General features: G+C 69.5%; 11 protein-coding genes and 1 riboswitch. Of the genes, 2 read left to right on the top strand and 9 right to left on the bottom strand.

All coding sequences use genetic code 11. The features are described 5' to 3' along the window. Positions 1-13 precede the first annotated feature (13 nt). The 6 genes from FHG54_RS06135 to FHG54_RS06110 form a co-directional block, all read right to left on the bottom strand. Positions 14-1,309, bottom strand: coding sequence for a DUF6716 putative glycosyltransferase (locus FHG54_RS06135; protein WP_139416488.1), 1,296 nt, complete (start codon positions 1,307-1,309; stop codon positions 14-16). Then, positions 1,306-2,184: an N-acetylneuraminate synthase family protein gene (locus FHG54_RS06130; protein WP_139416487.1), complete on the bottom strand. Its 879-nt coding sequence runs from the start codon at positions 2,182-2,184 to the stop codon at positions 1,306-1,308. The genes FHG54_RS06135 and FHG54_RS06130 overlap by 4 nt, the downstream gene beginning before the upstream one ends. After that, positions 2,181-3,536: an acylneuraminate cytidylyltransferase gene (locus FHG54_RS06125; RefSeq protein ID WP_139416486.1), complete on the bottom strand. Its 1,356-nt coding sequence runs from the start codon at positions 3,534-3,536 to the stop codon at positions 2,181-2,183. Before FHG54_RS06125 ends, FHG54_RS06130 begins: the two co-directional genes overlap by 4 nt. Positions 3,537-3,607: 71 nt before the next feature. Further along, positions 3,608-4,492 (bottom strand): bifunctional methylenetetrahydrofolate dehydrogenase/methenyltetrahydrofolate cyclohydrolase, encoded by an 885-nt coding sequence (locus FHG54_RS06120; protein WP_139416485.1) that lies wholly within the window; start codon positions 4,490-4,492, stop codon positions 3,608-3,610. A gap of 8 nt (positions 4,493-4,500) precedes the next feature. Then, a complete protein-coding gene (gene glyA / locus FHG54_RS06115; RefSeq protein ID WP_269747784.1) occupies positions 4,501-5,790 on the bottom strand; it encodes a serine hydroxymethyltransferase in 1,290 nt (429 codons plus the stop codon). A 68-nt stretch (positions 5,791-5,858) separates the two neighbouring features. Next, positions 5,859-5,939: riboswitch (ZMP/ZTP riboswitch) on the bottom strand. Positions 5,940-6,016: 77 nt separating this feature from the next. Further along, entirely contained in the window at positions 6,017-7,039 is a 1,023-nt protein-coding gene (locus FHG54_RS06110; RefSeq protein ID WP_198165795.1) for a LacI family DNA-binding transcriptional regulator, read from the bottom strand. Positions 7,040-7,237: 198 nt separating this feature from the next. Here FHG54_RS06110 and FHG54_RS06105 point away from each other — a divergent pair, with 198 nt between their 5' ends. Then, positions 7,238-8,944 carry a glycoside hydrolase family 35 protein gene (locus tag FHG54_RS06105; protein ID WP_233437886.1) on the top strand — a complete coding sequence of 569 codons (1,707 nt, stop codon included), beginning with the start codon at positions 7,238-7,240 and terminating at the stop codon, positions 8,942-8,944. Positions 8,945-9,008: 64 nt separating this feature from the next. Here FHG54_RS06105 and FHG54_RS06100 read toward each other — a convergent pair whose 3' ends face one another. The 3 genes from FHG54_RS06100 to FHG54_RS06090 all read right to left on the bottom strand — a co-directional run bounded on the left by FHG54_RS06100 (position 9,009) and on the right by FHG54_RS06090 (position 12,296). After that, the gene (locus FHG54_RS06100; protein WP_139416482.1) at positions 9,009-9,917 is read right to left on the bottom strand and encodes a carbohydrate ABC transporter permease; all 909 of its coding nucleotides are present in this window, start codon (positions 9,915-9,917) and stop codon (positions 9,009-9,011) included. After that, on the bottom strand, positions 9,914-10,894 hold the full coding sequence (locus FHG54_RS06095) for a carbohydrate ABC transporter permease (RefSeq protein ID WP_139416481.1): 981 nt from the start codon (positions 10,892-10,894) through the stop codon (positions 9,914-9,916). The genes FHG54_RS06100 and FHG54_RS06095 overlap by 4 nt, the downstream gene beginning before the upstream one ends. Positions 10,895-10,988: 94 nt before the next feature. Continuing rightward, complete coding sequence (locus tag FHG54_RS06090) at positions 10,989-12,296, bottom strand: ABC transporter substrate-binding protein (protein ID WP_139416480.1); 1,308 nt, start codon at positions 12,294-12,296, stop codon at positions 10,989-10,991. Between the two features lie 270 nt (positions 12,297-12,566). Here FHG54_RS06090 and FHG54_RS06085 point away from each other — a divergent pair, with 270 nt between their 5' ends. Beyond that, complete coding sequence (locus FHG54_RS06085) at positions 12,567-14,102, top strand: family 20 glycosylhydrolase (protein WP_168197126.1); 1,536 nt, start codon at positions 12,567-12,569, stop codon at positions 14,100-14,102. Positions 14,103-14,107: the final 5 nt, after the last annotated feature.

Raw genomic sequence — 14,107 nt, 5'->3', positions numbered from 1 at the left:
AGTCGGAGCCCGGTCAGGCGTCGGCCGTGGCCGCACCGCTGACCGGCGCGAGCAGTCGCCGCATCCGCCGTACCCGACGAACGACCCATCGAGCCGGGATCGCCACGGCCATCGCGGCGGCGCCCGTGAACGTACGATCGTGCTCGCCGAGCATGCGCTTGCGTTCGAATGCACGGCGCAGCGCTCCGCCGGTGAGATTGTGCGCGCGCTCACGCGGCGCGAGCGCCCCGGCGGCACGCCGATCGAGGAGCGCCGAGAGCTGCGCCTCCCAGTCGTCGTGTTCGCCGCCGTGGAAGTAGTTGTCGACGAGCCACCCGGCGTTCGGATGCCGGAGCACCCAGCCTGCGAGCGCATCGGCCCCTCCGAACAGCCCACTGCCCTCGAACACGGTGTTGATGAGCTTCGGCTCGACCCCGAACTCGTCGACGAGCAACGCGGGCAGCCCGGCCGCGACAGCCTCGAGCACCGCCGTCGAGCTCACGGTCACGAGGCCCACGGCGCTCGCGAGGTGCGCCGACATCGGGCCGTCCTCCACGACGAGATTCGGCGGCAGCGTGCCGCCGAGTTCACGTCGCACCTCGGGATCGGCGAGCAGTTCGGCGTAGTCGAACGCCTCGGCGTGCGTCTGCGCCTCACCCCGGCGAGCCCGAACCTTCACCACGACACGTCGTGAGGGGCGCCGCCGAGCGGCGTCGGCGAGCCAGCCGAGCAACCGCACCCGATCCTCGCGGTCGGCCGGAACTTTCGCCTGCGCCGCGAAGACGAGGTCGCTCCGGGAATCGTCGGCTGCGACATCCGTCAGCGCTTCGTCGGAGAGGAACGGGAGGGTCGCGAGACCGAACTCCACCGAGACGCCGAGGCTCGCGGCGTTCGCACGGAACTCGCGCACCTCGCGGCGGCTGTGCAACACGATGAGATCGACCTGCTCGCGATACACGATCGCCTTCGGCGCGGCGGGGATCGTCAGGCCGGGGAAGCCGCTCACGAGCACGGCGCGATCGGCGCCGCTGCCGAGGAGCGGCGCGACAACCCGCACCAGCGGCCCGCGCAACGCGAGCAGCACGACATCGGGGCGAACGGCGACGAGGCGTTCCTCGAGCTCTTCGAGGCGAAGCGTCGCGACGGTGTCAGGTGCGAACGTCGAGCCCGCAAGCGCGGCACGCAATTGCCTGGCGCTCGGCAGCACCGGCGTCTGCAGCACGGCAAGGTCGGTCCGCCAGCCCTCGGGCAGCCGCGACGCGAACCCCGCGCCCCACTTGACGTACGAATCCGAGTCGGCGATGACGAGCAGGCGCCGGCCGGCGCTCACAGGGCCGGCACGCGCCGGAGCTTGGCGCGCGGCGCCTCTTCGCCCGGGAAGACTCGCTTGACGCCGTCGCCCATCGCGTCGGCGATCACGCGGATGTCGCGCACGAGGTGCTCGAACCCGGTCGGCTCGAGCGATGCCGCCTGGTCGGAGCCCCACATGGCGCGGTCGAGCGTGATGTGACGTTCGACCGCGACGGCGCCGAGGGCGACCGCGGCGAGCGAGATCTGCAGGCCCCGCTCGTGCCCCGAGTACCCGATCGGAACGCCCGAGTATCGCCCGCGCAACGTCTCGATCGTGCGCAGGTTGGCCTCTTCGGGCGGCATCGGGTAGCTGGAGGTCGCGTGCAACATGACGAGCCGGTCGGTGCCGAGCGTCCCGACGGCGCGGTCGATCTCGTCGAGCGTCGACATGCCGGTCGAGAGGATCACCGGCTTGCCCGTCTGCGCGATCGCCTCGAGCAGTGCGAGGTCGGTCACCGACGCCGACGCGACCTTGTGCGCCACGACGTCGAGCCCCTCGAGGAACTCGACCGACGGCACGTCCCACGGGGAGGCGAACCAGTCGATGCCGGAGCGCATCGCATACGACGCGATCTCGAGGTACTCGGGCTCGCCGAACTCCACGCGCCGCCGGTAGTCGAGGTAGCTCATCGTGCCCCACGGAGTCTCGCGCGGCACATCCCGCATGTGCTCGGGGGTCGCGATCTCGGGAGTGCGCTTCTGGAACTTCACGGCTTGCGCGCCCGCCTCGACGGCCACGTCGATCAGTCGCTTCGCGATCTCGACGTCGCCGTTGTGGTTCAGGCCGATCTCGCCGATGACGTAGACGGGGTACTCGGCGCCGACCGTCGATCGGCCGATTCGAATTGCGGTCATGCGTGCACTCCTGAGGTGTCGAAGGTCGGATCGGTGAGAAGCGCTGCCTGCTTCGTCGCGGAATCGCTCGCCCGAGCCGCGAGTACGAGGTCGGCGAGCTCCCGCACGGCGCCGCTTCCGCCGCGGTGCACGAGCACGTGCCTGACGACATCGAGCACGGCGGGGGCCGCGTCGGCGACGGCGATCGGCCAGCCGACGCCGGAGAGCGCGGGCAGATCTCCGTGGTCGTTGCCGAGGTAGGCGATGCGATCGAGGCGGATGCCGCGGAGCGCCGCCCACTCGCGGAGCACCGACCCCTTCTCGGCGATGCCCTGCGCACACTCGACGCCGAGCTTCTCGGCGCGACGCGCCACGACGGGGTTCTCCTCTGCGGAGAGGATGAGCACTGGCACGCCTGCGGCCCTGAGGCGAGCGATCCCGTAGCCGTCGCTGCGGCCGACCCGCACCGTTTCCCGCCCGAGCTCGTCGACCATCACGGTGTCATCGGTGTGCACTCCGTCGAAGTCCGTGACCACGGCGTCGACGTCGATGAGCGGCAGCGGATGCAGCGGCGCGAGATCGATCGCCCGGGCCAGCGCATTCGCCCGCGCCAGGTCGGCCGCATCGTCGATCTCGATCGCATGATCGGCGTTGACGCGCTGGATTCCCACGCGTCCGAAGAATCGATGGCCGTGCCGGACGAACCCGCCGGTGCGCATCACGTAGAACGCCCCAGTCTCGGCGTACTCGGGCTCCCGATCCTGTCGTCGCGGGCGATGTGCCGCGTCGTGGTTGACGCCCACGGTGTCGCCGCCGGCGTCGCGCCAGAGGAAGACGTGGCTCGGCGTCGCCGAGAACACGACGTCGCGCTCGTCGCGGGCGACGGTCTCGATCGCCGCGTCGAGGTCGGCCGGGTCGATGAAGGGCGAGGTGGCCTGGATGAACACGGTGATCGCGTCGGTGACGGCGGCATCGGCAGCATCGGCAGCATCCTCGGGCGCGGGCGCGGTCGCGCCGAGCGCCTCGAGGGCGTGCAGCACCGCGGACTCGCTCGTCGCCGTGCATCCGGCCAGCTCGGCGGGCCGCGCGACCGTTTCGGCGCCCGCAGCGCGTGCGGCGCCCGCGATCGCCTCGTCATCGGTCGTGACGACGACGCGTCCGATGCGCTCGGCCGCGAGCGCCGCACGCACGGCGCGCGCGACGAGCGGCACGCCGCCCACTCGTGCCACGTTCTTGCCCGGCAAGCCCTTCGACCCGCCGCGAGCTGGGATGATCGCCGTCGCCAGCGCGGTCGCGACATCCGTTCGCTCTGCGACCCCGTTCTTCGGGGCGGCGGAGGCGCCGGATGCTTCGGCGGGGGTCACACGTGCCATGCCGCGAAGCTACGGCCACAACGCGACCGCCCGGTGCACACATGGTGAACACCGGGCGACCGGCAGGTCGACTACGGGTGCAGGCGCTGCTCGGCGGCCTTGACGACGTTCGCGAGCAGCATCGCGCGGGTCATCGGACCCACGCCGCCGGGGTTCGGCGACAGGTGTCCGGCGACACCGGCGACCGCCGGGTCGACGTCACCCGTGAGCTTGCCCTTGCCCGTGTCCTCGTCTTGCACGCGCGTGATGCCGACGTCGAGCACGGCGGCGCCGGGCTTGATCCACTCGGCCTGCACGAGGTGCGGCACACCGACGGCGGCCACGACGATGTCGGCGCGGCGCACCTCCGCGGCGAGGTCTTCGGTGCGCGAGTGCGTGAGCGTGACCGTGGCGTCGAGGCCCTTGCGGGTGAACAGCAGCCCGAGCGGGCGGCCGACGGTGAGTCCGCGGCCGATCACGGTGACGTGGCGCCCGCGGATCGGCACGTCGTAACGACGCAGCATCTCGACGATGCCGGCAGGCGTGCACGGCAGCGGCGACTGCAACTCGCCCTCGATGCCGAGCACGAGCCGGCCGAGGTTGGTCGGATGCAGCCCGTCGGCGTCCTTGTCGGGGTCGATGAGCTCGAGCATCGCGTTCTCGTCGTGGCCGGCCGGCAGCGGCAGCTGCACGATGTAGCCGGTCACCTCGGACGCCGCGTTGAGATCGCGGATCGCGGCGCGCACGTCGGCCGTGGTGGCCGAGGCGGGCAGGTCGATGCGGATGGACTCGATGCCGACCTCGGCGCAGTCGCGGTGCTTGCCCGCGACGTACGAACGAGATCCCGGGTCGTCGCCCACGAGCAGCGTGCCGAGCCCCGGCACGACGCCGTGGGCCTTGAGCAGCTGGATGCGCGAGGCGAGTTCGGACTTGACGGCCGTCGCGGTGGCGACGCCGTCGAGCGTGATCGCGGTCATGGGCGCCCCTACTGTGCGAGGCCCGGGTACAGCGGGAACGCCGCGGTGAGGGCCTCGACGCGGGAGCGGAGCGCCGCGACATCCGCTTCGCCCTGGAGCGCCAGCGCGATGAGGTCGGCGACCTCGGTGAACTCGGCGTCGCCGAAGCCGCGGGTGGCGAGCGCGGGCGTGCCGATGCGCAGGCCGGAGGTGACCATCGGCGGGCGCGGGTCGAAGGGCACCGCGTTGCGGTTCACGGTGATGAGCGCCTCGTGCAGCAGGTCTTCGGCCTGCTGGCCGTCGATCTTCGAGTTGCGGAGGTCGGCCAGCACGAGGTGCACGTCGGTGCCGCCCGTGAGCACGTCGACGCCGGCGGCGCGCGAGTCGTCGGCGGTGAGTCGCTCGGCGAGGATCTGCGCGCCGCGGACGGTGCGCTCCTGGCGGTTCTTGAACTCCTCGGATGCCGCGATCTTGAACGCCGTGGCCTTCGCCGCGATGACGTGCATGAGCGGGCCGCCCTGCTGGCCCGGGAACACGTTGGAGTTCAGCTTCTTCGCGAGTTCCATGTCGCGTGCGACGATGAAGCCCGAGCGCGGGCCGCCGATGGTCTTGTGCACCGTCGAGGAGACGACGTCGGCGAACGGCACCGGGTTCGGGTGCAGGCCGGCGGCCACGAGGCCCGCGAAGTGCGCCATGTCGACCCAGAGCTTGGCACCGACCTCATCGGCGATCGCGCGGAATGCCGCGAAGTCGAGGTGGCGGGGGTATGCCGACCAGCCCGCGATGATGACCTGCGGCTTGTGCTCGAGTGCCTTGTCGCGCACGACGTTCATGTCGACGAGGAAGGTCTCGGGGTCGACCCCGTACGAGACGGCGTTGTAGAGCTTGCCCGAGAAGTTGAGTTTCATGCCGTGCGTCAGATGCCCGCCGTGCGCGAGCTCGAGGCCGAGGATGGTGTCGCCGGGGGTGGCGATCGCGGCGAGCACGGCGGCGTTCGCGGTGGCGCCCGAGTGCGGCTGCACGTTGGCGTACTCGGCACCGAAGAGCGACTTCGCCCGCTCGATTGCGAGCGACTCGGCGACGTCGACGTACTCGCAGCCGCCGTAGTAGCGACGGCCGGGGTATCCCTCGGCGTACTTGTTCGTGAGCACGGAGCCCTGCGACTGCAGGACCGAGACGGGAACGAAGTTCTCGCTCGCGATCATCTCGAGGTACTCGCGCTGGCGACCGAGCTCGAGCTCGAGCACTTCGGCGATCTCAGGATCGACCTCGGCGAGGGGGGCGTTCAGCACTGATTGGGAAATGGCGGACTCGGCCAAGACTGGCTCCTTCGTGACATACGGACCTTCGTGGGGGTGCTGCCTCGCGCGCGACAGGCCGCGAGATGCGTACCGGCCCAGGCGTTCGGTCGGTCCGTGCCAGTCGCTCCCCGATGGTGTCCATCTCAACGCCAGTCGCGACCCTCGAAGCTTAGCAATGTCTGCGACGAGCCGCGTCTCACGACGGTCGCGGCGTCACACGACGACCACGGGGATGCCGCGGCGACTACGCCTCGGGCGGCGGTGCCGTCGAGGCCCTGACGATGAGTTCGGGGCGCAACGGCTCGGCGGCGACGACCTCCCGTTTCTCGATCATCTCGATCACGCGCGTCGCAGTGGCGCGTCCGACCTCTTCGAAGGGCTGACGCACCGTCGTGAGGGCGGGCGCCGCGTAGGCGGCGAGCGCGATATCGTCGACGCTCACGACCGAGACATCGTCGGGCACCGTGCGACCCGCCTCGTGCAGCGCGCGGATCACGCCGAAGGCCATCTCGTCGCTCGACACGAACACCGCGGTGACGTCGGGGATCGCCGCGATCGTACGCCCGGCGCGATACCCCGACTCGGGCGACCAATCGGCGGGTATCACCGGGGGCGGCGTCACACCGCGCTCGCGGAGCACCGCCTCCCACTCCTCGCGGCGCGCGTTCGACTCCTGCCAGAACTCGTCGCCCGAGACGTGCCAGACGGTGCGGTGCCCGAGGTCGAGCAGGTATTCGGTGGCCGCGCGGGCGATCGCGCGCTGGTCGACGAGCGCGTCGGCGCCGACGCCGTCGGCCTGTCGGTGCCCCACCGTGGGTGTGCGCTCGGTGCGCGAGCCGAGCGCTTCTTCGAGGAATCCGACCGGCGCGAGAATCACGATTCCCTCGGCCCCCTGACGTTCCAGTCGATCGAACGCCTCGAGGAACGAGGCGGGCGCCGAATGCTGCGCCACGCTCGCGGTCGTCACCGCGTAGCCCTCTTCGGCGGCGATCGATTCGACGCCGAGCAGGATCGCGCTCGTCGAGTACCGCGCCGTGGAGACGAGGATCACCCCGATCGTCCGGGTGCGGCCCGAGGCGAGCGACGCCGCCGCCGCGTGCAAGCGGTAGCCGACGGCGTCGACCGCCGACATCACCCGATGCGCCGTCTCGGGGCGCACGTTCGGATGACCCGACATCACACGGGAGACCGTCTGCGTCGACACGCCGGCGACACGCGCGACATCGACCTGGCTCGGCGCGCGTTCCTCCGCTGTACGACGTGGCATGGGACCCATGCTAGTGAGCGTTCACCCCGTTGACATGGAGGCAGGGCTGACAACACCGTGATTGCGCGATAATGTGAACGCAAACATTCTTTCTAGGTCGGGCGGTATCGCCCGCGATTCAAGGGAGGCCGCGCAATGGTCGCGACCGACACTCGAGCCAGCGTTGATTCAGTAGCAGCGCTCACATATCGCGACAGCGTGTTGCTTCGCAACGGTCGCGCGCATCGGATGCTCGCCGGCGCCGTGCACTACTTCCGCGTGCACCCCGATCAGTGGGAGGATCGGCTCCGTCGCCTTGCGGCGATGGGCGCGAACACGGTCGACACCTACGTCGCGTGGAACTTCCATGAGGAGATCGAAGGCGCGCCGCGATTCGACGGGTGGCGCGACGTCGAACGGTTCATCCGCCTCGCGGGTGACATCGGTCTCGACGTGTACGTGCGGCCGAGTCCGTATATCTGCGCCGAGTGGTCGAACGGCGGGCTTCCGAGCTGGTTGACGGGCCGCACCAGGCGCGTCCGGAGCAGTGACCCGACATACCGCGCCGCGGTCGAGAGCTGGTACGCCGAGCTCCTCCCCCGCCTCGCACCGCTGCAGGCCGTGCACGGCGGCCCGATCGTCGCCGTACAGATCGAGAACGAGTACGGGTCGTTCGGTTCGGACCGAGAGCACCTGCACCACCAGCGCGACCTCCTGCGACAGCACGGCATCGTCGAGCTCCTCACGACTGCCGACGGCATCACCGCGGGCATGCAGGCCCACGGCACGGTCGAAGGCGCCATGCCGAGCTTCACGTTCGGCACCGGCGTGCCGACGGCCCTCGACCTCCTTCCCCCGAGCACTCCGCTCGTCTGCAGCGAGCTGTGGGGCGGCTGGTTCGACCATTGGGGCGAGCGGCACCACGTGCGCAGCGCCCGGAGCATGATCGGCACCGTCGACGAACTCCTCGCCGCCGGCGGCTCGGTCAGCCTGTACATGGCGCACGGCGGCACGAACTTCGGCCTGTGGAACGGCGCCAACTGGGACGGGGTGCTCCAGCCGACCGCCACGAGCTACGACTCGGACGCCCCCATTGCCGAAGACGGCCGCGTCGGCGCGAAGTTCGAGGCGCTGCGTGCGTCCTTCGCGCCGTTCCATGACGGTCCGCTGCCCGAGCTGCCCGCCGGGCCGCGCTTCCAGGATCCGCAGACCGCGACGCTCACGGCCGAGGCGTCGCTCATCGCGGCGGTCCGCGCCCTCGCCGCGAGCGGCCCGCACCCCCACCCGGCGACGTTCGAGGAGCTCGGCGTGGCTGAGGGGCTCATCGCCTACGAGACGACCGCCATCGTCGAAGCGGGTGAGAACGTGCTCGCACTCAAGGGACTGCACGACCGCGCCACCGTCTTCGTCGACGGCACCCGGGTCGCGACCCTCGACCGCGATGGTGAGACGAGCACCGCACTGCCCGTCTCCGACCGGCCCGTCGTCATCACGCTCATCGTCGAGAACCTCGGCCGCATCAACTACGGCCCGAAGATCGGTGAGCACAAGGGCATCCTCGAGGGTGTGCTGCTCGGACGTCGCTACGTGCACGGCTGGACCCACCGCGTCATCCCGATGGATGCCCCGCAACCGATCGGCGCGACCGGCACCGACGGCTATGCCGTGGCCGAGCTCGACGTCGCCGGCCCCGCCGACGCGTGGCTCGCCTTCCCCGGCGGAGTCAAGGGGTTCGTCTGGGTCAACGGGTTCCTCATCGGACGGTACTGGAACATCGGCCCGCAGACGACCCTGTACGCCCCTGCACCGCTCTGGCGCGCGGGGCGCAACACGGTGCGCGTGCTCGATCTCGAACACCTCGGCAGCGCGGTCGAGGTGCGCGACGAGCCCGAACTGGGCGAGATCGAGGAGTTCATCGGATCCTGACCCCACGACACGAGAGCGGGCCCGCGCCGCGGGCCCGCTCTCGTGCTCCAGAGGTGGACTGAGATCAGCCCTTGACCGCACCGGAGGCAAGGCCGGAGCGCCAGAACCGCTGCAGGCTGAAGAAGAGGATGATCAGCGGGATGACGCCGAGCAGTGCGCCCAGCATCACCGCACCCTTGGCCGGTGCGAAGTAGCTCATCATGCCGAAGAGGCCGAGCGTGACGGGCTTGAGTTCCGGCGACGAGACCATCAACAGCGGCAGCAGGAAGTTGTTCCAGGTGGCGACGAAGATGAACAGGAAGATCGTCACCATCGCGGGAGCCAGCAGGCGCAGCACGATCGTGAAGAAGATGCGGATCTCGCCGGCACCGTCGATGCGTGCCGCTTCGAGGAGTTCTGTCGGCACGGCGTCCTGCGCGTAGACGATGCCGAGGAACACCCCGAACGGCGAGACCGCCGACGGGATGATGATCGCCCACGGGGTGTCGACGAGACCGAGCGCATGGAACTCGAGGTAGAGCGGCACCGTCAGCAGCGCGACGGGCAGGAGCAGGCCGCCCATGATGACCCCGACCGCGATCTTCTTGCCGGGGAAGACGAACTTGGCGATCGCGTACCCCGCCATCACGGCGAAGAGCGTGCCGATCACGCCGGCGGTGACGGAGTAGAAGATCGAGTTGCCGACCCATTGCCAGAACAGGCCCTGCGTCCAGACCATGAGGCTCTCGTAGTTCGCCTGCAGGTTCCACTCGGCGAACCAGAACCCGAACGTCGAGGTGAGGTCGCTGTTGCTCTTCGTCGACGCGATCATGACCCACAGCACCGGGGCGACGAAGTAGATCGTCGCCACGGCGAGCACGGCGATGCCGAGCACGCGGGCCAGGGGGCTCGGCAGTTCGGACTTCGGCGGGCGGTCTGCTGCGGCCTTGCGCACGCGGGGCTTGGCGGATTCGATGATTGCTTCGGTGGTCATGCCGAGGCTCCCTTCCGCCGCTGCAGCAACGTGTAGACGATGGCCAGCACTCCGGCGACGACCGCCATGAGCAACGAGTACGCCGAGGCGATGCCGGTGCCCGACGGCGAGACCGCGCCCATCATCGAGTTGTACGTGAGCATCATCGGCGTGTAGGCCTTGCCCATCCAGGGGTTCGCACTCTCCATGATGACCGGCTCGTTGAACAGCTGGATGGTGCCGATGATCGACAACAGCACCGCGAGCAGCGCCGCGCCGCGCAGGAGCGGAACCTTGATGCGCGTCGCGATCTGCCACCCCGTCGCGCCGTCGAGTCGGGCGGCCTCATACAGGTCTCTCGGGATCGTCTGCAGGGCCGCGAGGAAGATGAGCATGTTGTATCCCGTGTAGGTCCACGTGGTCATGTTGGCCATGGAAGCGAGGATCGTGCCGGGCGCCATGAAGTCCGTGCCCTCTGGCAGGTACTGCATGAAGGGCGAGACCTCGGGGGTGTAGAGGTAGAGCCAGATCATCGCGGCGATCACGCCGGGGATCGCGAACGGCAGGAAGAACGCGAGACGGAAGAAGCCGGGTCGGCGCACGATGAGGGTGTCGAGCAGGAGAGCGAGCCCGAGTGCGGCGATGATCATCACCGGGATCTGGAAGAGCGCGTACACCATCACGCGTCCCATGCCCTCCCAGAACGTGGCACTGCCGATCGCGAGCGCGAAGTTGTCGAAACCGACGAAGGTGTCGACGAGTTCGCCGCCGCCGTAGAGGCCGTCGCCCGACGGCACCTGGGCGAACATCGACGACCTGATGGAGACGAGGATCGGAACGAGGAAGACGACGATGAACAGCAGAGAGAACGGCGCCATGAACATCCAGCCCGTGCGTGCCTGGTGGCGGGCGCCACTGCCGCGCTTCGTCCTCCCCTCTTTCATGTTCCCGGCGGGGGCCTGAGTGGATCCGGCGCGGGCCTGGGTGGAAACGGTCATTGTTGTCGGTCTCTCCTTTCAACCTCGAACCGGCGGCGGATCACACGACATCGTCATGGGATCCGCCGCCGTGGCGATCAAACGTCGGATCGTCTCACTCGGAGACGGGGAGCCCGAGGTCTTCGAGCGTGGCGACCGCGGTCGTCTGCGCGGTGGTGAAGACATCGGCGACCGTGGCGCTGCCGTCGGCGACACCCGAAGCGGTCTCGTTCATCTTGGTCAGCGAGGCGAAGCCCGGTGCGTAGACGAAGTCGGGGTTCAGGTTGGCAGACGCCTTCGCGAGCTCGGCGAGCACGTCCTGACCGCCGAACTGACGGAGCATCTTCTCGCTCGTGGTCGGCGTGCCGTTGGCGGCGACGACGAGGCCCTGCGATGCGAGGTCATCGACCTGCGTGTTGAACCAGGCGTTGAACTCCATCGCCTCGGCCGGGTGCTCGCAGCCCTTCATGACGGCGACGCCGGAGCCGCCGTCGGGGCCGGTCATCTCGCCTGCGCCGAAGTCGGGCAGCTGGGCGACGCGCCACTGGCCCTCGGCCGGGGTGCCGTCGAGGGAGTCGAGCAGGAAGCCGGCCTCCCAGGCTGCGCCGACGTGGCCGATCAGGCTGCCGTCGTTGAGCGCCCGGGTGAAGGCCTCACCCCAGCGCTCGGTGATGAGGGTCTGGTTGTTGTCGACCAGGTTCTGCCAGAAGGCGGCGACTGCCTGGCTGCCGGCGCCTTCGGTGTCGACCGTCCAGCTGTCACCGCTCGTGCCGAACCATGTGTCGCCGGCGGCAGCCGCCTGCGCGGAGAGCCAGGAGAGCGCCTCGTCGGGCGTGAACGCGGTGACGTACTTGCCGGCCGCTGCTGCGGCAGCGGAGTCTGCGGTGAGCTCCTCGAGCGTCGTCGGCACCGTGAGGCCGAGGTTCTCGAACTCCGTCGCGTTGTAGAAGTACACGAGAGGGCCGGTGTCCTGCGGGAAGCCGACGACGGCGTCGCCGACGGTCATCATCGCGTATGCGCCGGCCGAGAAGTCGTCCTCGTGCGCCGCAGCCTCGTCGGCGACGTCTTCGAGCAGGCCCTTGACGTACATCTGGGGCACCTCGGAGTAGCCGACCTGCGCGAGGCACGCGGCGTTGCCCGCGTTGACGTCGGTCTCGAGCTTCAGGATCATGTCCGTCGCCGCACCGTCGAACTTCGTCGCGGTGACCTGGATGTCGGGGTTGTCCGCGTTCCAGCGATCGACGATCTCGCTGACCGGGGTCATCCCCTCGCCGTCGGGCAGACGGTGCAGGTAGGTGATCTCGACGGGGCCGTCGGCGCTGTCCGAACCGCTGTCGGCGCTGCACGCCGCGAGCGCGAAGACCGAGATCGCCGTGACCGTCGCGGCAGCGGCGGCGCGTGCGAAGCGAGTCCTGGATGTCATGTGTCGCTCCTCTTTGAGAGAATCGCCGCCCGTTGGTGCACGGGCGGGCCCAGTCGTCGGCTCGATGCGCGCCTGCGCATCTCATCAACACTGGTGGAATGAATGTTTGCGTTCACATTACCCCTATCGTGCGTAAACTCAAGTATCGATCCCAAACTTTTTGCTTGGAATGTACAGCGCGAACACTTCGCGGTCCAGCATCATCGCCCTGCGAGGTTCGCGTGGGCTGTGAGCGCGCGCCACCGCCGCCTCGAGAGAACGGATGAAACCATGACCGGTATCGTTCCCGCCCCCGCCCGGATCGAACTCCGCCCGGCCGCAGCGCCGTTCCGCTTCTCCGAAGGCGCCCACATTGTCGCACCGGGAACTGCGAAGCGCATCGGAGCTCTCCTGGCCGCTGAACTGCTCGCGGCAACGGGCCGCGAGGTTCCCGTGTTCGAGACCGCACCCGTCTCTCCGGTCGACCGTTCCGCCGGCATCTCCCTCCTCCTCCGCCCCCTCGACGAGGCGAGCGAGGAGGCATACACCCTCGACGTCTCCGATCAGGGGGCCGTCGTCACCGCGAGCACACCGGCCGGGCTGTACCGTGGCACGCGGTCGCTCCGCCAACTCCTGCCCGCGCCGGCGTCTCGCGTCGACGCTCCGTCCGCTGCGTGGACGGTGCCGGCGGTCACCGTGCGCGATGCACCGCGATTCGCCTATCGCGGCGTCATGCTCGATGTCGTGCGGCACTTCTTCTCCGTCGACGAGGTGCTGCGGCTCATCGACGCCGTCGCGATGCTCAAGGTCAACCACTTCCACCTGCACCTCACCGACGACCAGGGCTGGCGCATCCAGATCGACTCGTGGCCCGAACTCACCGGCATCGGGGCATCGACCGCCGTCGGCGGCGCACCCGGCGGCTTCTACACGAAGGCCGACTTCGTTCGAATCGTCGAGTACGCGGCCGAGCGATTCATCACGGTCGTGCCGGAGATCGACCTGCCCGGTCACACGTGCGCCGCTCTCAGCGCCTACCCCGAGCTGAACCACGACGGCATCGCCCGCACACCGTACGAGGGGGTCGAAGTCGGTTTCTCGTCGCTGAGCGCCGCACCCGAACGCGCCGAGGCGACCGATCGCTTCCTCGCCGACGTCATGCGCGAGGTCGCCGAGATCACTCCCGGCCCCTGGCTCCACATCGGCGGCGATGAGTCCTGGGCGACGCCCGAGGCCGACTATCTCGACCTCGTGCGGCGCATCACGGCTGCTGCGGCGTCGACCGGCAAGACGGTGATCGGCTGGCACGAGATCGGCGCATCCGGCGCACTGCCGACCGGCACCGTCGCCCAGTACTGGAGTTACCTCGTGCCGCAGGAGAACGCCGGCGTGCTCACCGCATCGGTCGTCGAACTGGGCGGCCGTGTGATCATGTCACCTGCGGACACGGCGTATCTCGACATCCAGTACCCAGGTGCTCCTGCCACGCCGCACGGCTACGCTCTCGGGCTCGACTGGGCCGATGGCCCGACCTCGCTCGAGGCCGCCTACTCGTGGGAGCCGGCCGGCATCGTGCCCGGCGTCGGCGAGGACGCCATCCTCGGCGTCGAAGCTCCCTTGTGGACCGAGACCGTCCTGACGATCGACGATGTCGAGTTCATGGTCTTTCCGCGACTCGCGGCGGTCGCCGAGATCGGCTGGTCCGCGGCGCCCGGCGACGGCACCCGCGACTACGCAGACTTCGCAGCGCGGGTCGCCGGGCTGCACGCGCACTGGGATGCGGCGGGCACGCGGTACTGCACGGCAGAGCTGGATGCCGCGGGGTAGTCGTC

The organism is Agromyces laixinhei (genome assembly GCF_006337065.1).
In the GTDB taxonomy this organism is placed as follows: domain Bacteria; phylum Actinomycetota; class Actinomycetes; order Actinomycetales; family Microbacteriaceae; genus Agromyces; species Agromyces laixinhei.
Note: the sequence above shows the minus strand (reverse complement) of the source record. Positions and strands in the feature narration are given on the sequence as shown.

What these genes read in the sequence shown, in the direction of transcription:
- FHG54_RS06095 (WP_139416481.1), bottom strand. Translation starts at nt 10,894, where the DNA reads ATGACCGTTTCCACCCAGGCCCGCGCCGGATCCACTCAGGCCCCCGCC.
- FHG54_RS06125 (WP_139416486.1), bottom strand. Translation starts at nt 3,536, where the DNA reads ATGGCACGTGTGACCCCCGCCGAAGCATCCGGCGCCTCCGCCGCCCCG.
- FHG54_RS06120 (WP_139416485.1), bottom strand. Translation starts at nt 4,492, where the DNA reads ATGACCGCGATCACGCTCGACGGCGTCGCCACCGCGACGGCCGTCAAG.
- FHG54_RS06110 (WP_198165795.1), bottom strand. Translation starts at nt 7,039, where the DNA reads ATGCCACGTCGTACAGCGGAGGAACGCGCGCCGAGCCAGGTCGATGTC.
- FHG54_RS06090 (WP_139416480.1), bottom strand. Translation starts at nt 12,296, where the DNA reads ATGACATCCAGGACTCGCTTCGCACGCGCCGCCGCTGCCGCGACGGTC.
- FHG54_RS06100 (WP_139416482.1), bottom strand. Translation starts at nt 9,917, where the DNA reads ATGACCACCGAAGCAATCATCGAATCCGCCAAGCCCCGCGTGCGCAAG.
- FHG54_RS06085 (WP_168197126.1), top strand. Translation starts at nt 12,567, where the DNA reads ATGACCGGTATCGTTCCCGCCCCCGCCCGGATCGAACTCCGCCCGGCC.
- FHG54_RS06130 (WP_139416487.1), bottom strand. Translation starts at nt 2,184, where the DNA reads ATGACCGCAATTCGAATCGGCCGATCGACGGTCGGCGCCGAGTACCCC.